This is a genomic window from Micropruina sp. (assembly GCF_047606665.1).
Lineage (GTDB): Bacteria > Actinomycetota > Actinomycetes > Propionibacteriales > Propionibacteriaceae > Micropruina.
Genome location: NZ_JASGEF010000054.1, coordinates 1 through 19611, shown reverse-complemented (window position 1 = coordinate 19611; position 19611 = coordinate 1). Strand labels below are relative to the sequence as shown.

Here is a 19611-nt window from a genome sequence, read left to right as displayed (position 1 = left end):
AATAGGAAGGACTGATCGTGGAAAGCCAACTCGTGTGGGCGTTCCCGATGCCCGACGACCTAGTCCGGGCCGCCTACTGGAACCTGCACCTAGCCGAGAACGGCACCGAAGAACAGAAACGCCGACTCGGCCACCCGAGCCACTTACCCCGACCCTGGGACATCGCCACCTGCACCAACCCCAACCTCCGCGCCGCCACCTGGCACTGGTACACCGACGTCGTCACCTGGTTCAACCACGAATACGTCTGGGACCCCAACGCCGGCATGATCCCCAACTGCTGGGCGCTCCACCCCCACTTGATCCACGAAATCGGCGTCCTTGCCGATCAACGCCGCCGCGCCGATCTCGCCCTCAACAGCAACGCCCTCGAAGAATGGCACCGCTACAGCATCCCCGCCTTCCTCGAGCGGCTCAGGGAACGGCTCAAGCAGCACTGCGACGACGAACACCAAGCGTGGCCCGCCAAGAGTAGGTTCGCGGCGACCCCTCGACGACATGGTTGACCTCCGCTCGATGCCGACGGCATTGGCTCCGACCCCTGCCCCTCGCGCATCGACCAACACGAGTTCACCTGTCGACTCTGCAGTGGTCGACCGCTTGAGGACTGACGGCCGCCATGTCAGGTCTGCTAGCTCAGACCGGAGTCAACGCTACCCGGCTCGAAGCCGTGGCTCGACACCTCAATCGCCGCGCAAAGAGCGTCCACGAGATCTTCGCCACAACCATCAGCATCGGCGTCCTCGGCGTGGAGAAGGGGCAGTCACTGCTCTCGGGCAACCGTCGATACCTCCGGTATCTCGAGCAGGGACTCGACCTCGGTGGCGATCCAACCCGGTGGCCATGGCAGTTTCGTGAGTCGGCCGCTCAGATGCTGCTGCGCGCCTTGATGCAACCACGGGAACTCATGGCTATCGCCGAGGTCGGATTCGACCGGTTGAGCCTCCAAGAGATCGAAAGGATCACGCCGCCAGACATCCGGCTGTTCCGTGCTGCTGCGGCAGGCAGTTGGTGGGACGATACCTTCAGCCGTCTGCTCATCGACGACCCGACGCGAGGCGGAGATGCCGGCGATGCCTGGAGCCGTGGGTTGCCCACCAATTCGGCAGAGATGGATCAACTGAAGGCCTACGAGGAGGGCACGTTGATACCTGCCCTGGCTGAAGCCGTCCGGCCGCGACTCGCCAGCCTCGGCGTGCATGTTCTCGACGAGGCGGAGTATCTCCACGTGGTCGAGTTCCTCCGCGCATCGTTCACCGCTCTCGCACCCGACGAATGGCAGATCGAGCTGCTCACCGACCGTCGAAGCATGAGCCAGGAGCCCCTGGGTGCCGAGCGTGAACGCATCTACATCCACCACATGCCCGCCACCGCCGAGATCGTCTCCATCAACGGTCTCGACGATGCAGTTTTCGTTCACCAGGACCTGGATGGCCGGCCAGCGATCTTGGCGACGTATCTGCAGGGCTCTTCCTATGCCACCCAGTTCGGCATCACGGAACTGAGTGGTCAGCCGGTGGTGCTTGCCCTCGCCGGTCGTCCTCACCTCGATAGCAGCGACAAGCGGCACGTGCCGCTCGCACTCCTGGCACCACCGATGACGCCTGAGGCACTCCATCATGCCTTCACCCGCATGCCAGTCATCGTGCTGACATCGCTCACCGTCACTCGCGACCGACAGCTCCGCGACGAGATCCTAAGTTTGCCGACCGCTTTCGTGCTGATGGATCTCCCGCTGAACCTCCAGGTCTCCTACTGGGCCAATGACGGCTGGACTGTGAGATTCACTGCCATCGATCTCCAGGGCGCCCACGACCTCACGCTGCTGCTGTTCCAGCTCGAGCAGCTACCCAGCCTCTACTTCATCTCCTACCGAACCTTGGCCGGTTTCGGCGAGATTGCGCAGATCCTCGACCGCTACCCCAACAACCTCTCCGGCGGTCTCGCTCCGGAACCCAAGGTAATCCGCCAGGTAATGCTTGTCACCAACTGGTTGATGGCAGCCTGGTGGCGATTCCAGGAAGCAGAGAACTTCTGAACGACGGCAAGTCACACGCGTCCTCGGCCGGCTCGTACATCGACTGATGGCCCAGTCTCAGCGCAGATGCCACCATCGTCTCCTGACCGGACCTGCGGTGATCATTGACGCAATCGCCACCTTCTGACCCCTGACCGCAAGGAATCTCAGCCACATTGACAGCAAGTCCAGCGGCTGCTCCGACCGTAGGAGGGACTGTACTTTCAACGGTGTGACTCCGATCAAGGAGGAACACGATGAGCAAGCAGGTTGAGACGGTCCCGGTGTCCGTGGTGGAGGGGACGAGCCAAGCGGATCGTGTGCACCACGAACGCGATCGAGTCAGTGAACGCCCGGATCCGCAAGGCCGTCCGGGCTCGCGGTCACTTCCCGAACGAGCAGGCCGCGTTGAGTGCGTCTACCTCGCCGTCATGGCTCTCGACCCCACCGGCAAAGGCAGAGCCCGCTGGACCCAACGATGGAAGCAAGCACTCAACGCATTCGACATCCGATTCGACGGCCGCCTCAGCAGCCCGAGAACAGCATGACAACACAACCCAGTTACACCGTTAAGTTGACAGATCCATCTCCTGAGACATCACAGTTGACAGACCCTCCTTGTCAGCGTTAGGTTCTGACCGGGCGAGCCGATCGGGGCATGTCGCATGCGGAAGCCTTAACCCTATCCGCCTCGTAAGGCCATTGACGGTTAAGAGGGCTTGGCGCATGTTGAGAGTGAGATGAGCCTGGCGGCGTCTGTAAGTGGCTAGGTGGAACTGGGAGAGTGGAATTATGGGGATGATCCGTACTGGGTTGGTTGCGCTGATCGGAGGGGTGCTCTCTGTCGGAGCGGTGGTTGCCGCGCCACCGGCGTCGGCGGTGACCTACCCGAGTTGTAACGGTGCCGATTGGCAAACCGTATGGGTCGGTGGGTTCCCGCTCGAATTCCAGGCGCCAGTGGTGACGAGCAGCGGCACTCTGAATTGCGTCCTTGGGAGCGGCAACCAAGGCTCTGCCGTCAAGGCCCTGCAAAAGGAGATCAAGCAGACCTACTACGTGAATCTTGGCTACAGTCAGGCCAACATTAGCGCTGATTCCATCTATGGCGCGGACACCAAGGCCGCCGTGAAGAAGATCCAGACCATTCACGGGGTGACCCCCAAAGATGGAATCTACGGCCCGAAGACAAGGGCGAAGATGTGTTGGAGCGATTCCGACATACCTTCGGTGTATGCTTGTGGCATTCTGTGAGTGATGCCGGGGTGCTTGGGAACTCTCGACGAGTTGTCGCTGTTGTGGCCTGCGTTGTGCTCGCGACGCTGACCACAGCAGGATGCACCTCGGGCGGTCCTCCAGCGAAGGACTCGCCGCGGAATGAGTCAAGCGGGACGCCCACGCCTGGCGTCCTCGTGAGGCCATCTGCGACCGAGGATGGTGCCTCAATGGCGGCGAGCGCGGAGACGCCATCACCGGTAGAGATGCCGCTGGCACGCTATCTGCGAGTCATCCGCCAAGCGCGTGCGGCATATGACGACGCTTGGCACGAGGCAGCGGAACCGGTGAACGACCGGCAGCAGAAACTGGTCGCGGAATGCATGCGACGTGCAGGATTCGTCTACCATCCGATCCCGCTCGCGCGGCGCCAAACGGAGCCGGTGAGCGGAGACGCGCTGATGGTGCCTTGGTTAGCAGGCTTGCGAGATGCCGTTGCTGGGCATGGGTACGGCGGGCCGCCTTCGCGGTCATCGGCCGACGATACTGCGACAGAGGCCGAGCGGTTGAATGCTGAATACGTTGCGGGTCTCAGCGCGTCTGCACAGCGCGCATACAACCTCGCGTTGTCGGGACGCGACGGCTACGACGAGTCGAGCAGTCCGAGTTGCGTTCAGGCGGCCGAGACCGAGAGTGGAGAGACGGTCGAGTCGGCCTACAAGGTCGATGATTCCTGGTTCGAAACGCCGGCCACAAGCTTGAACGCCCTCTTCGCGGTTTACTTGGACACAAGCGGTCAAGGTGGTACCTACGCGGCAGGGTCACTTCATGCCGACTCACGGCTCCTCGACCTCAATGAGGAATGGGCGCGTTGCATGACGTCGGCAGGCATGCTCGCTGACGCTCCGCTCACCCAGGTCAAGAGCCTCGGTCCGTTGTTGTCCTGGGTGATCGCAACGAGAGCCCCCAAGCGTTCAGGCAACGATCCGAAGCAAAGCCTGGCCTTGGCGATGGCCGATTTCGACTGCCGAGCGGCCACGGACTATGTCACGCGCTTCACACAAATCCAATTCGACGTTGAGCGGCAATGGGTTGAAGCGCACCGGGCCGAACTCGACTTGCTCCTGGCGACCTGGGAGCAGCAAGACAAGAGGGGGCGCTGATCGTGCCCTCCGTGATTGATGAGACTCGTGGCTGAATCCTCCGAGCAGGTCGGCGGTGATGTGACAGCTGGGAAGGATCACCAGGCGCGGCGGCGTCACCGTCGGCGCTTGTTGAAGGCGGGTGCCCCGGTTTGGTCGTTGGCGGTCGTCGCTGGACTGTTTCTGCTGGTGGGTTTCGCGCTGGGTGGTGTGATCGAGTCACCCGAAGACGCCGCTTCGCGCGCGCGGCCACCGGCGCCAGGCTTGATCACTGTGCCTGTAGAGGCTCGCGAGATCACCTCGACCGTGACCGCGCGCGCTGAGGTCGCCTTCGCCGATCCGGTTGTAGTCGATCCGTCGTTGCCACTGGGTGCCGATGCTGCGGTGGTGACCGGGCGGGTGCCGAAGGTGGGTGTGAAGGTCGGTGCAGGCACAGTGTTGTTGGAAGTTTCGGGTCGTCCGATCTTCGTGCTGCCGGGGAAGTTCCCGGCATATCGGACGATGGGCCCGGGTTCAGTCGGACCGGATGTCGCCCAGCTGCGCAAGGCTCTGGCGAAGCTGGGCTACCCCGCAGGAAACGGGGGCAAGACCTACGACGCTGCATTGGCCAAAGCGGTGCGTCACTTATACGTCCAGGCTGGCTATCCTGCGCCGGGATCGGAGAACGTGGAGTTGGCAGAGGCAATGCGGACCGCGACCGAGGCACGCGACAGTGCCCGCCAAGCCCGCCAGCGGGCGTCGGCACAGGTCGCGACGGCGCGGAAACTGCCCAAGCTGAAGCGCAAGGCAGCGGTCGAGGAGGCGGAGCAGGCGCTGAAGTCTGCCAAACGAGATGAGTCACGTGCTGCCGCGTCACTGGCTGCCGCGCGGAAGGCCGCGTGGACGCCGATGCCGATCGGCGAGGTGGTCTTCGTGTCAGGTCTGCCTCGTCGGGTTGACGCGGTGAACGTCAAGCTGGGCCAGGACCTGGCGGGCTCGTCAGCCAGCAGCGGCCCCGAGGCACGTGATCCGGGTGCGTCCACGGGCGCTGTGGTGCTGTCCGGCGCGGAGATCAGGATCACGGCCACCGTGTCGGGTGCGGAGGCAGCGCTGCTGAAGCAGGGCGGACCGGTGCAACTGACCGCCAGCGACGGCACGAGCGTCGAGGGACACGTGGCCCGGTTGTGTGATCAGGCATCTCGCCCCCTCGGAAACCAGACCACCGGCACACCCGATTGTGCGATCGCGATTGGCCTCAACGATCCCGAGCGCGTGAGTCCCGACGCCCTGATCGGTAACATGCTGGCGACTTTCCAGGTGGGTAGGTCGTCGCCGGATGCCCTGGTGGTCCCCGTGGCTGCGGTGTCCGCTGATTCCGCCGGGCGGGCTCGGGTCGAGGTGGTGGACGGTGAACTGGTCAAGGATGCCCCCGCAGCCGACCAGCCCACCCGGGTGGTGGTCTTCGAGCCGGGCCTGTCGGCCGAGGGGTATGTCGAGCTCCGATCCTCCACGCCCACGCTCAAGGCTGGAGACCTGGTGGTGGTGGGGCGCGCCGTCACCGCGGAAACCACGCCGACACCGGAGCCGACTAGGTGACCAACCAGCCGATCGCGGTGTTGCGTCATATCGCCCGCTCCTTTCCGGGCCCGCCCGGTGTTCTGGCGGTCGACGGCGTCTCGCTGGATATCTGTGCTGGCGACTACCTGTCGATCATGGGACCGTCTGGCTCGGGCAAGTCCACGCTGCTCAATCTCCTCGGCTTGCTCGATCGACCAACTCTCGGGAGTTACGAACTCGGCGGGGTCGACAGCACGGTCCTGAGCGACAAGGAACGTTCTCGGCTGCGCGCGACCATGCTGGGGTTCGTTTTCCAGGCCTTCCATCTGCTCCCCGACAGGTCGGTCTTCGAAAACGTGATACTGGGGATGGCCTATTCGGGGGTAGGCCGGTCCGGTCGTGTCGAGCGTGCCGAACGTGCGCTTGCTGAGGTGTCGATGACGCACCGGTCCGAATTCCGCCCAGGCACGTTGTCCGGCGGAGAACGCCAACGGGTGGCGATCGCTCGGGCGATCGCCACCCGACCCCCGATTCTGCTGGCTGACGAGCCGACCGGGAATCTTGACCAGGGCACCTCGACGGAGATCCTGGATATGCTCGGGGACCTCCACGATCGTGGGCTGACTCTGATTGTGGTCACCCACGACCCCACAGTGGCAGCCCGCTCCACCCGCGCGTTCGTGATGCGGGACGGACGACTCGTAGACGGACCATGACCGAGGAGCGATTCGCGCGTCGACGTGACCGCTTCCTCACCTCGGACGTCCTCCAGGAAGCCGTCCGGGGCCTGTCCGGACGCCCCGGACGCTTGGCGCTCGCCGTGGTGACAGTCATGCTCGGCATCGGGGCGCTGGTCGCCACCATCGGATTCGCCCAGACCGGCGCGCACCAGCTAGCCAACCGGTTCGACGCCTTCGCCAGTACCCGCGTGGTGGCCGTGCCGGCGCAAGACTCCCAAGACGGGCATGACCTTGCCGTGATGCCGTGGGACGCCGATGAACGCGCCAACCGGTTGAGCGGCGTGATCGCTACCGGCCTGATCGCACCGGTGGACACACGAGGGGTGACGTTCAAAGCGGCCCCGCTGAACGACCCCAGTGCCGTCTCGCTCACTCCGCCGGCCATCATTGCCGCTACGCCCGGTCTGCTCCAGGTGGTCTCGGGAACCCTTCAGCAGGGAACCTACCTCACCGCCTTCCACCAGGATCGCGCGGAACCCGTTGCGGTCCTCGGGGCACGGGCCGCCGCCGCGCTCGGAGTTTCCCGGGTGGACAACCAACCGGCGATTTTCCTGAATGGGGCGGCCTTCACGGTGATCGGGATCATCGACAATGTCGCACAGCATCCGGAACTGCTGGATGCGGTCGTCGTCCCGTCCTCCACAGCGCGGCGCTGGCTGGGACTGAGCGTCGCGGGAGAACTCGATGTCCAGATCCGACTTGGTGCCGGCGACGTGGTGGCCTCGCAACTTGCCACCGTACTGAACCCCAACGACCCGACCGGCTACCTGATCACCAAGCCGGCCGCGCACAGCGTGATTCGCAACCAACTGTCCCAGGACGTCAACGCCGTCTTCCTGGGGCTGGGAATGATCGCGCTGGTGATCGGCTCCCTGACCACCGCGGCAGTCACGTCGCTATCGGTGATGGAACGGCGCGGGGAGATCGGCCTCCGGCGAGCGCTGGGTGCGACCCAGGGGCAGATCGCGGCCCAGTTCATCGCCGAATGCGGTATCAGTGGGCTGCTGGGTGGGCTGATCGGCAGCGGTGCCGGCGTACTGGTCATCGTGGCCACCTGCGCAGCCAACGACTGGACACCCGTGCTCGACCTGCGCATCGTGGCCGCCGCAGTCGGGGTCGGAATGCTCGCCGGCGTCGGCTCCGGAATCCTGCCCGCACTCAAAGCCAGCCGCATCGAACCTGCGACCGCGCTCCAGTCCGGAACCTGAAGCGTTCGGTTGTCGGTGACCTCGGTTTGGCGCGGGACTGCTGACATGGGTCCGGGGACATCGTCGTCGGGGTTGATCTGGCTGGGCGATATTGATCAGCACCCGGCGCACGACACGACCGCCGGCTACCACGCCGCACTCGGCCGGCAGCCGCGGCCCAACGGCGGCGGGGCGGCCAGGGGCGGCGTCACGGCTGACGCTGCAGGCTCAGTGCGCAAGCGCGCGCAGTCGTCCGTGTCCTGGCTGGGCGGGATTCACGGGCCGGCGGCCAGGTGCTGGTGCTTTCGGCGGGTAGACCGACGATGTGGGGGCCGGTTGTCGCTCGCTATACCGAGACTGACGGTCCTTGAGGCCGGGTGGGGTGCTGGCAGTGGCGATGCCGAAGCGGCGCGGACGGAGTTTCGTTTGGTGTGCGTGCCTGGGCCTTCGGGCCTACGGCCTGGATGCCCCGCAGTTCAGCAGCTGCCTTGAGAGCTTCGCTGGGGTCGGCGTTCCAGCTGGCAGCTGTCGACGCGAGCGCCGAGCGGATGAGACCTGCTGGTGCCGGTGTCAGTTCGTTGATGAGCGCCTCGCCGCCCGGCCAGCGCTCAGGTGGTGCCGCTGCGAGGGCGAATATCGCACGGTTTAGATGGTGCGGGCCGTCGCTTGAGGCCCATTCGATGAGGTGGAAGGTGAGAGGAGCAGCCTCGGCGATCGCCGCGCGGAGCACCTCCGTGCGTTGGTCTGTCAGCAGGGAGGCGGGGTCGGAGGTCTCGGGCAGTTCCGTGTAGCGCGCATCGCCTCCCTTTGCGGCTACGAGCCAGTAGTCACGTTCCGCCGCTGCTCGTCCGGCGTGGTCTGAGTCGGTGGCGATGACCGGGCGAGCGTGCCACTTGGCGAGTTGGGTGGCTTGGGGTTCGGTGAGTGCGGTGCCGAGGGGTGCGACGCCGGTGTGGGTGCCGTTCATTGTGAGGGTGATGGCGATGGCGTCCATGGGTCCTTCGACGAGGACGGGGATGGTGCCGTCGACGGGTCCGGTGGCGTAGAGCTGGTCGCCTTTGTGGAACAGCGGGGTGTCGCCGGTGTTGAGGTATTTCGGGATGCGCTTGTCGTCTTCGGCTGCTGGGTTGCGGCGGCCGACGAAGCCGAGGACTTGCCCGTTGTGGGTGATGGGGAAGACGAGTCGGTCGCGGAAGCGGTCGATGAGCCGTCCTGTGGAGGCTGTGGTTGCGACGCCCGCGGTGAGCATTTCGTCGTCGGTGACGCCCTTGGCGCGGAGGTGGTGAACGAGTGTGGTCCAGCCGTTGGGGGCGTAGCCGGGGCGGATGGTGGGGTGGCCGGTGATGTCTTGCTGGAGGCGTTCGGTCAGGTAGGGCTGGGCCCAGCTGCCGGGGAGTCGTTGCTCGTAGTACTGGGTGGTGAGTTCGTTGATGTGGGCGAGCCGTTCGGGGGTGTAGGGGCATTCGTTCCAGGCGTCGCGTCGGTCGAGTTGGCATTGGATTTCGGCGTCGGTGGGTTCGGGTGGTCCCATGGTGGCGCGGACCATGGCTTCGAAGGCGAGGATCCGATCGGCCTCCCTATCGACGGTCTCTTCGTCGGGTTCTAGGTCCTCGATCCAGGTCTCTTCGTCCGCGCCCGCTGGTGGGATGTTGTTGGGGTGGAGCATGTCGACTTGGGGTGCAGTCGGCGTCCAGCCTTCGTGGAGGTCGGCGGGGGGTTCGTGGTCGGCGGGGTCGGGCCGGACGTCGGCGTCGGGGGGTGTTTGGGTGGCGAGGGTGAGTCGCCATACCCATGCTTGGCAGTCGTCGCCCGCTGATTGTTGGTTGGTGGGGGCGGTGGTGAGGAGGTTGTCGAGGGTCCAGCCGCGGCGCAGGCCGTGGTCGATGGCGGTGACGAGGGCGGGCCACCAGCTGCTCTTCTCCAGCTGGGCGGCACGTTCCTCACCGACGGCGCTACGAAGGTGCGGGGTCCAGTCGGTGGTGAGGTGCTCGCTGCTGGTGGCGTGGTGGGCGACGGCGGGGGTGAGGTGGCTGCTGAGTCGCCACCAGAGCGCGGCGGCGGCGTGGTCGTCGGGGAGTGGTCCCTCGCCGGCTGCGTGGTGGATGAGTTGTCGGATGTTGATGCCGGCGCTGGAGAGGCGTGCGACACGGGTGGCGAGGGTGGCCAGGTAGGGGTCGCGTCCGATTTGCGGGTCGAGGCTGGTGAGCAGCGGTGCCCATTCGTCGATGGCGGCAGCGTTCAGGGTGGCGATCTGTTGGGTGAGGCGGTGTTGCCAGCGGGCGGAGGCACCGTGGTGGTGGGGTTCCCCGGTGGGTCGCCGGTCGGTGGCCGGGACGTGGGTGGCGGCCCGCCATACCTCGATGTCGGCGACCAGGGATGCAGGTGGGAGAAGGTCGTCCCCGACCCATGCCGGACGGGTCCCGTCTGCTTGGGCACGGGTCTGAACCTGGGTGGCGAGTTCGATGACGAGGTCAGCGCGGGCAGCCAGGTAGCCACCCCACAGCCGGTGGTGGTGGAGGTTTGTCGGGATGGGGCGGAGCCAGGGGAGCGGTCCGTGCCCAGTCGTGATGGTGTTGTCGAGACGTGCGGTGAGGACTGCGGCCGGGTCACGGCCGGTGGTGAGTGGGTCGGCTGCGGCTCTGGTGAGGGCCTCGATGGAGTCGCGCCGGTCGGCTTCGATGGTCAGGAGTTGCGCGAGGAGCGCGGGCCAGGCTTCGGCTTTTGTGACGTTGGGTATGACGCGTTCGGCGGCGAAGGCGAGGGTGTGTCGGTCGGCGTCGCTGGCGATGTGTCCGGCGGCGAACACGATGGCGTCCTGGTAGCGGTCGCAGGCGTCGCTGAGCCGGACGGCTGGATCGGCGGCGTGTCGGAGTTGGGTGGTGGCTGACAGGGGTGATTCGTCGCGGGCGAGGATGCGTTCGAGTTGGTCGGTGGGGGTGGCCGGGTTGATCGTGTCGGGGTGGATCAGGCTGTGCGGGTCGCCGTCACCGACCGTGGTCAGGTAGGCGGTGTTGCTGTGCCGTCCGCGGGTGAGCATCGTGTAGGCCTGTTGCCGGGTTTCGTCGCCGGTGAGCAGGCCGTGGCAGGTGTCGGCGGTGACGCCTTGCGCGGTGTGGGTGGTGCAGGCGTAGCCGAGTTCCGTCCACGATTCCAGGTAGTCGGAAGGCAGGGTGATGTGCCGGCCGGATTGGGTGTGTCGTGCCTGGACGCCGTGGGTGGTGAGGGTGTGGATGGTCCAGCGGTCGCCGTTCTTTACCCAGTCGGTGGCGTTGATGCGGAGCCGGCGGTCGTTGCGGCGGGTGATGATGATGTCCCCGACGCTGGCCCGGTTGCCGTCCGCCAGTTGCACCTCGGCGGTGGGAGCAGTGCCGGCGAGGCGGTGGTTGCGGGCGCGCTGGTTCAGTTGGGCGACGAGGTCGCGGGTGGGTGCCAGCATGACGGAGTCCTGGCCGTGCTGGCGGTCGTCGGCCCAGGCGGTGAACAGTTGCTCGGTCATGCTGTCGGGGTTGCCGATGCGGACCCGGTGGTGGTCGAGGTAGAAGCCGAGAGCTTCGGGTTGGCCGTCACGTAAAGCGAGGGACGCGGAGCCTTCGGCGGGGTTCGTGAACCGGACGAGTTCGGTGAGCCTCAGGGCGCCGTGGGTCGCGTCGATATCGCGTAGGACGCCGCCGGCGCCGATCGCGGCCAACTGTTGGTTATCGCCGATCAGCCGGACACTGCCGCCTTGTTGAAGGATATGGCTGGTGACGGTGTCGAGGGCGAGGGTGTCGGCCATGCCGGCCTCATCCACGATCACCAAGGTGTCGGGGCCGATCTGATCAATCCAGGCAGGCGGGTCGCCGTGGGTCAGGTGCCAGGCGAGTTTGGCGAGGGTGTCGGCGTGGGCGTCGATCTGCTCACCCAACCCGGCAGCAGCGACCGCCGAGGGTGCGAGGCCGATCACGGTGCCGCCGCTGCCGGTCCAGGCCCGCGCCAAGGCTTGCATCGCTGTCGTTTTCCCAGCGCCGGCGGGCGCGATCGCCAGCTGGATGCGTGCCCCCGAGGTGGCCATTTCACGCACCAGGGCGATCTGGCCGGCGTTCAACTCGACCCCGTTCGCGGCCGTTTCGAGCAGCGCCACATCAACCGCGGCCGCCGGGACGGTCCGGCCGTCGCGGCGTCCGGCGTTGGCCACGATCCGCTGCTCGGCAGCAAGGATCCCGGTCGAGGTGAACAAGCGAGAACCGGCCACCGTGTACACAGACTGGCCGTCCGCACGACGCAACGGGGACGGTTCGCTGATGCCGTCTGTCGGTGGGCTGAGGGGCACCGAGTAGCGATCCAACACCAACCCGGTCAGATGATCAGCGGCCGCCGCGACCCGCTCGGCCGGCACGTGGTGGCCGCGGACCTGCCGCAATGCTTCAGCATGCACGTGCCAGATCTGCCAGGCCGAACGGTCCCGTTCCACCCGTGCCGCGACCCGTCGAGCAGCCTCATCGAACCACGCCGCTGTCGCCAAGTCGGGCACGGGCTGGGCGGGATGCAGGACGTCGCGGATCATCGCCTGGATGGCGTCGTCACTGCCAAGGACCTGCCGGGCCTGGGCGTGCCAGGAGGCGCGTTGCTCGGCGAGGCTGCGTGGTTCGTGCTTGGCGTCGCGGGTCTCCAGCGTGGCCTGCTGGGCCAGGCTGATCGCCTCCACCGGTGTTGGTGGCCGTCCATGATCGATCTGGAACTGGGCAGCCAGCTCACCCTGACGAGCCACGATCCGATGCCTGCGCGACGACCAACGCTCCAACAAAGCCGGGTCGACGCCGACGATCTCCCGCACCGGACGCTTCCGCGGATCCGGCTGCGGACGGGCCTCGAACCGCACCCCCACCGTGGCAGCAAGGTGCGCTTCGAGAGCGGTGTTGTAGGTCTCGGAGGCAGCCGTGATCGCCTTGTACAGCACTCGGCTGTCGATCGACAACCAGCGGCCATCGGTCACGGTCTGCACCTTGTTCACGGTCGCGACATGCGTATGCAGGTCCGGATCACCCGCCCTGCTATCCCGATGAGTGAACGCCGTACCGATCAGGCCGCGGACATCAACCTGCCGGACACCATTCGTCCCCGTCCGGGTGAACAATGCCCGCTGCTCGATGAACCGCAAGGCGTCCGCGACCGCCGCCTGGTGAGCGCGTTCGATCACCGCAGCCAGCGCCGGTTCGGCGACCGCCCACAGCGCCGAGACCGACTTCACCGCCGAAAACGTCAAGTCGAAACCGGCCACCGCCGTCGTCCGCTGCCGCGATAACCGGGCAATATGCGCCGCCAACTCCCGCTCATCCAACGGGGCCCGACCGAAGTCCCGACGGAAGAACTCCCGACCAACCTCGGTCCGGATCCGTGCCCGCTCCCCGATACTGATCGCCGCGTCACGAGGACGGCCAGCAGCCTTGTTGACAGCAGCAAAACGGCGGGCGACCTCGACCCGGAACGCGCTGACATCATCGCGGTACACCTTGAACGGCTGCCCCAACCGGACCGCCGCCAACACCTCAGCCTCCGTCGCCCCCGGACGGGCCGCAGCAGCCCTCCCGTGCTCGTCGGCGAGAGGATGATGCCCCGAACCGAACAAGGCCTGCATCTGCTCCGCGGTGACCAGATCACCAGCGTTCAAACCGTCGATCCCAGCCATACCGGACCCGACCCACCGGCCCGGAACCTCGCCCTTCTCCGTGTAATACGAGGCCAGCCCGGTACGACCCTTCTCCGTCGAATCCATCGCAGCCACCTGCCGGGTCAGGTAGTCATACCCCGACCCGGCCGTGATCCGATGCAACGACATCGTCATACCCCCCTAGGCCAGGGGCTAGGGAGATTAGGACTAGATCGCTTCGTCACGGCTTCCCACCCCGAAGCGGCCGGGCCACCTGCCTCGCCGCTGACAGCGCCAGCTGCGAAGGTCGACCCCGAGGCCGGGGCCTTTGACTCTCGGGTGGAGGGCCTCGTGCGGAGCCGGGCGAGTGAAGTTGACCCGGAGCGCGACAGACCAGATAGTAAGTTTGTCAACTAACTTAGTTAGGAGCTTCGCGTGGGTAGTCCGACGAGTTTCGACGCGGTGCTCGGGGGATCTGAGCAGCGCTACCTGGATCATGGCTATAAGGGAGTGCGTCACTTCCTTTCCGTCCGTGGAGGGCCGCCGACCGTCGCCGACGTAGGCGGTCCGGAGATGAGCGCGAGGGTTGAGTATCCGCAGAGCTGGTCCACGAAGCCCGATGGGGCGATGGCACCACATCTGTCGACACTGGACGCCATGATTCTGGGTGCGGGGGTGGCCGAGCGGAGGCTTCGTGCCTTGAGGGTCGACGTATCCAGGTGTCATCTGTCGCGGATTGGCATCCGAGCAGCAGGCTCTCCCATCGAGGATCTCTCTGCAGTTCCGGTTGGATATATCGACAATTTTGACCATGGCGACTACGAATGCGACGTGCATCTTGGAGGGATGCGAGTGTCGACAAGTAGCCGTCTTGAAGGTGCGGCAAAGCCACCTGATCACTGTGCGGGACCGTCCGATGCGAATATCGAGGAACCTGAGCCCATTCAGTTCGCGCGCCGAGACATACAATCTTCGATTCTAAAACTAGACCTTGGTGAGCGGCGCCTTCTCTCCACGCATATAGCTTTGTCATTGACGACGGACGCGCGAACGTCGATTCTTTCGGTCCGAGGTCACTGGGCTACGTATGTGGACTTTCTTAGAATCGCAGCACAGGCAGCGCAGGTGCTGATCTACAGCGTCGACGGTGTGACTCGAAGCGCGTCTAGAAACCTGTGGATGCGCACTGCGACCTTCAGTCATGATCCACGCCTTCCACATGTCAGTGGAACATCTGAGTTAGCCACTAGTATCACGAAGTGTCGAACGATCAACCGAGGATGCGAAGCGTGGAGAGTTTTCGATGCCTCATTTCTACTAGATAGGTCGTTCTTGTGCCAAGGTTCGCTCGCCTATAGGCCATAGGTTGTGTTGAGCGTGCGGGCTCGTCGTCAGTGGCCGGTCTCCTGGAACGTCCTTCGAATAGCCATGTGATATGGTATGCGCCTTTCATGCAAGACGTTTGCATCGATGAAGATCTGCCACATGTCGCCAAGTCTAGCCACGAGGTCTCGTCGCTCCGTGGTCGCCTGGGACATAAGTTGAATTCCGGTGAAATGTGCCACAAGGGACTGAGCGAGATTCTCTAAGGGAAGCTGTGTGTCTAGGATGCCCGTGGCGCGGGCCTCCTGGAACAGATGCGAAACGCCGCTGGTCCACGCAGCGTAGCTACGGGCTGAGGCCTCCCTCACTGCGCCCTGACCGAGAGCGAGATTGATGCCAGCGCGAACAACAACGTCGTCGATGAGTAGTTGGGCAATCGCGCGTGAGGCGTAGATGAGTTGAACCAGCGGATCTGCCTTGTCGGCCATCGCCTCCTCGACCTTGGTGTACATCCTGTCATGCTGCTCCTGGATGACCGCTAACGCTATTTGTTCTTTCGTCTTGAAGTGAAAGTACATGGAGCCCTGTGAAATCCCTGAAGAATCAGCGATCTCGCCAAGCGTGGCAGCGGCATATCCCTTGAACTCAAAAACTTTCGATGCTCCCGCGATGATCAACTGCTGGGTCCTTCTGCCTCGGTCCTGAGCTGGGGTCCGTCTCGTCATGCCGTCATCCTTCCGGTTCATCTGTCAGTCGGTCGTTTAGGTCGAAGCTCAGGCGGATACAATATGATGGGAATACCAGGCAATATCTGACTTCGTCAGAATCGGGTGAGATAGTGAGTGATGATCGAACTCTGTCCACAGCTTCCGGGTATTGAGCCACGAGTCGGTTAATACTAACTCAAGCTTGTGGGGAGGGAATCCCATGTGAGCTCCAGTGAGCTTCATCGTCTCACGACTAACCCGCTTAGCAGGGCGCCTGAGGCTGGCGCTCAGAATATCGTCGGCCAGCTCTGACAGCGACACGGGATTCGGCTCGGCAACATGATAGAGATGGGTCCTTAGTGTCGGCTCCTCTATCATTGCGCTGATGATTTGGGCGAGCCCCGTACGGTTGATGACGGAGGCGACCGGGCGTGGTTCGCTGAGGGTTCCGCCCGCCCGCATGATGAGCTTCAGATAGGGGGCTAGAACCCATCGGTCTCCTTCGCCTAGCACGAAGTTCGGACGAATGACAACACCGCCCACATCGAGAGTGGATCGTTCTGCGGCGAGCCGGCTTGCGCTCAATCGCGATCTCGGCTGCGGGGCTGTCTCCTCCGACAGGCCGGAGTGGAAGGCCGTTCCGTAGACGCCCGCCGTGCTCACGTAGATCAGGCGTCCTACGCCCAGCTGATGAGCCATCTGGGCAAGAGATTGTGTTCCGTCGGCGTTGGTGCTCTGCTGCAGCTTCTCGTTGCTTCCGGTGTAACTAGCGGCGTGTATGACCGCTTCGGCTCCGCTGAGCAAGCGGCCCAGGGCGTGGCGATCGTGCAGGCCCGCTTTCGACGCCACGGTCTCTACCCCGGGGGGTACATGTCCTGGCCTCCTTATGAGAAGTCGGAGGTGGTGGCCGGCTCGGAGCAGCACATCGACGACGGCACTGCCGACGAACCCATGGGCGCCAACGACGGCGATCAGCTTGGCTGACATGTCGGCTCCCTCCGCAACCGTGTGCCGCAGTCCGGGTTGCCCCTGACATCGATCCCACGGGGTGATGCTGTTAATGTGGTCCCTCCTGACGAGCGTCGCGGTCGCATGGGGGAACCTCCAAGTTACCAGCGGAGCGCAGCATGTTGACGTTTTGGAGAGGGGGCGAGGCCCGGTCGGGTGCCCTCGGGGTGATGGACTGGCCGACCCGTGACGCTCGGGACTCTCGCCGGTGCTCGCGGCCACCGTCGTGACCGGGACGGAAAACGATGAATCGCCTTGTTGCTGGGAACCTGGGGTGTCGCGCCGACCGCCGAGTATGTCAGAGGCCAGCACTACCGACTGAACCACTGCCGGCGCTGGTCTGTCGATTCGCTGATTTGACCATCTGGATTAGCCGGCCATTGCAAGGTCAATCCGACCATCGCATGCGCCAGCGACGTTGTCCGAGTGGGTCGCGACCAGGACGGCGCAGCCTCTGTCTGCGAACGCGCGAAGAGCTTGGACGACCATATCGGCGTTACCGCGGTCGAGTGCGCCAGTCGGCTCGTCCGCCAGGACGATGGAGGGGTTCTTGACGATGAGTCGTGCGAGTGCGACGCGTTGCTGTTCACCACCGGAAAGGCGGTAAACGGGCTCCGTTTCGCGTCCATGGAGGCCAACCTGCCTCAAAGCGTCGCTGGCGAGCGGTGCTGCGCGACGTGTAGAGCGACGTTGCGCGGCCGTGGCGATTGCAAGATTCTCGGCGACGGTGGCGTTCTCTACGAGCGCGTAGTTCTGGAACAGGTATCCGACAGTATCGCGTCGGAACCGCCGAGCTGCGGCGGCATGGAAGGAGGTGATGTCGTGGCCGTTGACGAGGATAGAGCCAACGGAAACTCGTTCAAGGAGTCCAACGCAGTTGAGCAGCGTTGACTTGCCTGAGCCGCTGGGGCCGGTCAAGGCGACCATCTGGCCAGCTTCTACCGTGAAATCGAGATTGCCCCAAAGGACCCGTCGGCCGAATTGTCTACTTAGGCCACGGCCGACGATGGTGTCGAAAGACGAGTTCGCAGTGAGGTCTCGGTATCTAGTCATGCTTGGGCCTCTGGCGAGCGAGTAAGGATAAGCCGTCTGGTCTTGATGTGAAGAGCGGCAAGAAAGAATATGAAGTTCGCTCCTGCGAGCCCAGTGAGAAGCGCTGGTTGCCAGCCTCCGAGGAGGAATGTATCCGCTGGATTGTTCGGTGTTGCGTCGGTTCTGTCTGCTAAGAGCAACGGGAGGGTCTGGGACGCCGACCATCCTAGCGTGAGGCAGGCTAGTGCGAGTTCTCCGGCCAGGATCACGATATGCGAGCGCGCGAAGCGCCAGCCGCTGATGAATCTTGCGAACGTGCGTTGGGCATTCTTTCGAGTGTAGATCTCCGTCAGGCCGACAGCGGTAGCGAGAAGTACGCCGAGGGCCGCAGCCACATTGAATGCGTGGATCCTCAATTCTCGAATGAGGTCGCCGTACATAGCTGCTGCGTCTTGTGCTGCCGGCCTAAATCCGAGAATAAATGGGCTGATGCCGGCGGTCGCGGCGCCGGCAACTGCCTGGCTCATGTCTTCGAGGACAACCCCGCCCTGGCTGGCGAATGCGGTATAAGTGTCGGCGTCAATGACGCTTGCGGCAGCATTGACAACAAGAATGGTAGGCTCGTTAAGTAGCGCATTCTGGTCGTGAACCACAGGGTTCCCATAGGTGAAGGCGCGAAGACCGGAGGCTCCATTCGTTGTCACTATAGAAACGGCGTCAGGGCGGCCAGCTGTTGAGTCTGCCCACTCTTGAGTGGCTCGGATCGCCAGTTCTTCTTGGGCTGCCAAGGACGGTGGCAGTACGATCAGGATGTGATCACCTCCGACATCGAGAATGCGCTGGCCATCCGCATTGCGGATGTCTTGTGCCTTGAGGTAGTTGTCGTTGACGATCAAGAGATCCCCGGCCGGGCCGCCAATAAGTCGCTCGAACCGATCTTGATAGGCGAGAATCATCCGGCCAGCGGTCTCCTCTGTGGCGAGCCACTCGCCAGTACGGATTGACATTTCGTCTGTCTCATTGGAGGTCATCGAAGGGTTGAAGTTGATATAGACCGCTTCGCCCGCGGTGCGCCACATGTCGCGACTCTCCTGATATGCGGACAACTGGTTCACTGCCAAAGCCGATAGAATCACGCTACCTACTGCCAATGCCATGGCTGGCAACCTCACCAAGTAGACACCGAGCGTGGCCCACCGAGCAGGTATCCGTCCCTTCAGTGACTCAAGGATCGGCATTCCTCGTGCAATCGCTAGAGCGATTGCATGGGTCAAAATCGCGACACCGATCAATCCGCAGAGCGTGCACGCGGTCAATATCGCGAAGGGAAGCCACTGATTGTACTGATTGTAGAGGCCGAGGGTGATGATCGCAATGATAGTCACCGCGACAAGGGTGAGTGTCGCGAAGCGTAGGACCCATCGGAGATCGCGTATGAGCAGGTTCGCGTAGTTGGCTCCATGAAGCCGCTGGACAGCGTAACTTTTCACCGCAGCGATCACGCTAGCGGTGATCAGGAGCGCAACGAGAAGTCCCGAAACCAGCACACTTAGCCCCAATGGCTGGTTTCCAAGCCACCGTATAATGCTGCTGGCGTCGTAGTATGCTCTCGACTTGACCTCGAACCCTAGGTCACGAAAGCGCTCCATCACTACCTCGGACACAAAATGGTTGCCGAAGACTAGGTAGTATCCTCGCGCATCAGTCGCGACAAGATCGTGAAAAGGTCGTACAGTTGTTCGGATGTCTTGCGTGAAGGACGGATATCCGTACCGAAGCCAGGCGGACTGAGTCGCAGCCTGGTCCCCAACCGCGAGGTAGAGATATCTCAGTCGGCCCGGTTCGCGGATGTCGTCTATCGAGCGTCCAATGGCGACGCCGTGATCTTTAGCAACTTGCTGAACTGCCGCGACGACTTGTGGGCTTGGTGCTGACTGAACGCCCGACACGTAGATTAGGGCCTGTAAGGAATTTTCGGGGCGTGTTGGCTGTTCGGCCAGCTGTGACGGTGATTGAGAGATGGACTGAGGAGCGGCTTCAGGCGAGGTATGGGGTCTTGCTTCCGCTCCTAGATGAGCGGT

At 63.9% G+C, this 19611-nt stretch carries 13 protein-coding genes and 1 pseudogene; 9 read left to right on the top strand and 5 right to left on the bottom strand.

The features are described 5' to 3' along the window. Nucleotides 1-17: 17 nt before the first annotated feature. The 8 genes and pseudogenes from QM619_RS13185 to QM619_RS13150 all read left to right on the top strand — a co-directional run bounded on the left by QM619_RS13185 (nt 18) and on the right by QM619_RS13150 (nt 7855). Nucleotides 18-506, top strand: a complete 489-nt coding sequence (locus QM619_RS13185; RefSeq protein ID WP_415109400.1) for a hypothetical protein — start codon at nt 18-20, stop codon at nt 504-506. A 113-nt stretch (nt 507-619) separates the two neighbouring features. Continuing rightward, nucleotides 620-2038: a hypothetical protein gene (locus QM619_RS13180; RefSeq protein ID WP_415109398.1), complete on the top strand. Its 1419-nt coding sequence runs from the start codon at nt 620-622 to the stop codon at nt 2036-2038. A gap of 288 nt (nt 2039-2326) precedes the next feature. Next, nucleotides 2327-2565: pseudogene (locus QM619_RS13175) on the top strand (transposase); the annotation flags it as partial. A gap of 250 nt (nt 2566-2815) precedes the next feature. Next, nucleotides 2816-3268, top strand: a complete 453-nt coding sequence (locus QM619_RS13170) for a peptidoglycan-binding domain-containing protein (RefSeq protein ID WP_415109395.1) — start codon at nt 2816-2818, stop codon at nt 3266-3268. Nucleotides 3269-3459: 191 nt separating this feature from the next. Further along, entirely contained in the window at nt 3460-4392 is a 933-nt protein-coding gene (locus QM619_RS13165; protein WP_415109392.1) for a hypothetical protein, read from the top strand. Between the two features lie 27 nt (nt 4393-4419). Then, nucleotides 4420-5946: a hypothetical protein gene (locus QM619_RS13160; protein ID WP_415109389.1), complete on the top strand. Its 1527-nt coding sequence runs from the start codon at nt 4420-4422 to the stop codon at nt 5944-5946. Beyond that, a complete protein-coding gene (locus tag QM619_RS13155; RefSeq protein WP_415109386.1) occupies nt 5943-6623 on the top strand; it encodes an ABC transporter ATP-binding protein in 681 nt (226 codons plus the stop codon). The genes QM619_RS13160 and QM619_RS13155 overlap by 4 nt, the downstream gene beginning before the upstream one ends. Beyond that, nucleotides 6620-7855, top strand: coding sequence for an ABC transporter permease (locus QM619_RS13150; protein WP_415109383.1), 1236 nt, complete (start codon nt 6620-6622; stop codon nt 7853-7855). Before QM619_RS13155 ends, QM619_RS13150 begins: the two co-directional genes overlap by 4 nt. 325 nt (nt 7856-8180) lie before the next feature. Here the strand turns inward: QM619_RS13150 and mobF are convergent, their stop codons facing one another. Then, nucleotides 8181-13655 carry a MobF family relaxase gene (gene mobF, locus QM619_RS13145; RefSeq protein WP_415109380.1) on the bottom strand — a complete coding sequence of 1825 codons (5475 nt, stop codon included), beginning with the start codon at nt 13653-13655 and terminating at the stop codon, nt 8181-8183. Between the two features lie 240 nt (nt 13656-13895). Here mobF and QM619_RS13140 point away from each other — a divergent pair, with 240 nt between their 5' ends. After that, a complete protein-coding gene (locus QM619_RS13140) occupies nt 13896-14825 on the top strand; it encodes an AvrD family protein (protein ID WP_415109377.1) in 930 nt (309 codons plus the stop codon). Between the two features lie 26 nt (nt 14826-14851). Here QM619_RS13140 and QM619_RS13135 read toward each other — a convergent pair whose 3' ends face one another. The 4 genes from QM619_RS13135 to QM619_RS13120 all read right to left on the bottom strand — a co-directional run. Next, nucleotides 14852-15508: a ScbR family autoregulator-binding transcription factor gene (locus QM619_RS13135; RefSeq protein WP_415109372.1), complete on the bottom strand. Its 657-nt coding sequence runs from the start codon at nt 15506-15508 to the stop codon at nt 14852-14854. 48 nt (nt 15509-15556) lie between these two features. Beyond that, a complete protein-coding gene (locus QM619_RS13130) occupies nt 15557-16477 on the bottom strand; it encodes an NAD-dependent epimerase/dehydratase family protein (protein WP_415109369.1) in 921 nt (306 codons plus the stop codon). A gap of 390 nt (nt 16478-16867) precedes the next feature. Next, the gene (locus QM619_RS13125) at nt 16868-17551 is read right to left on the bottom strand and encodes an ATP-binding cassette domain-containing protein (RefSeq protein ID WP_415109366.1); all 684 of its coding nucleotides are present in this window, start codon (nt 17549-17551) and stop codon (nt 16868-16870) included. Next, nucleotides 17548-19611: hypothetical protein (locus QM619_RS13120; protein ID WP_415109363.1), on the bottom strand; the 2064-nt coding region annotated here is incomplete at its 5' end. The genes QM619_RS13125 and QM619_RS13120, both read right to left, overlap by 4 nt.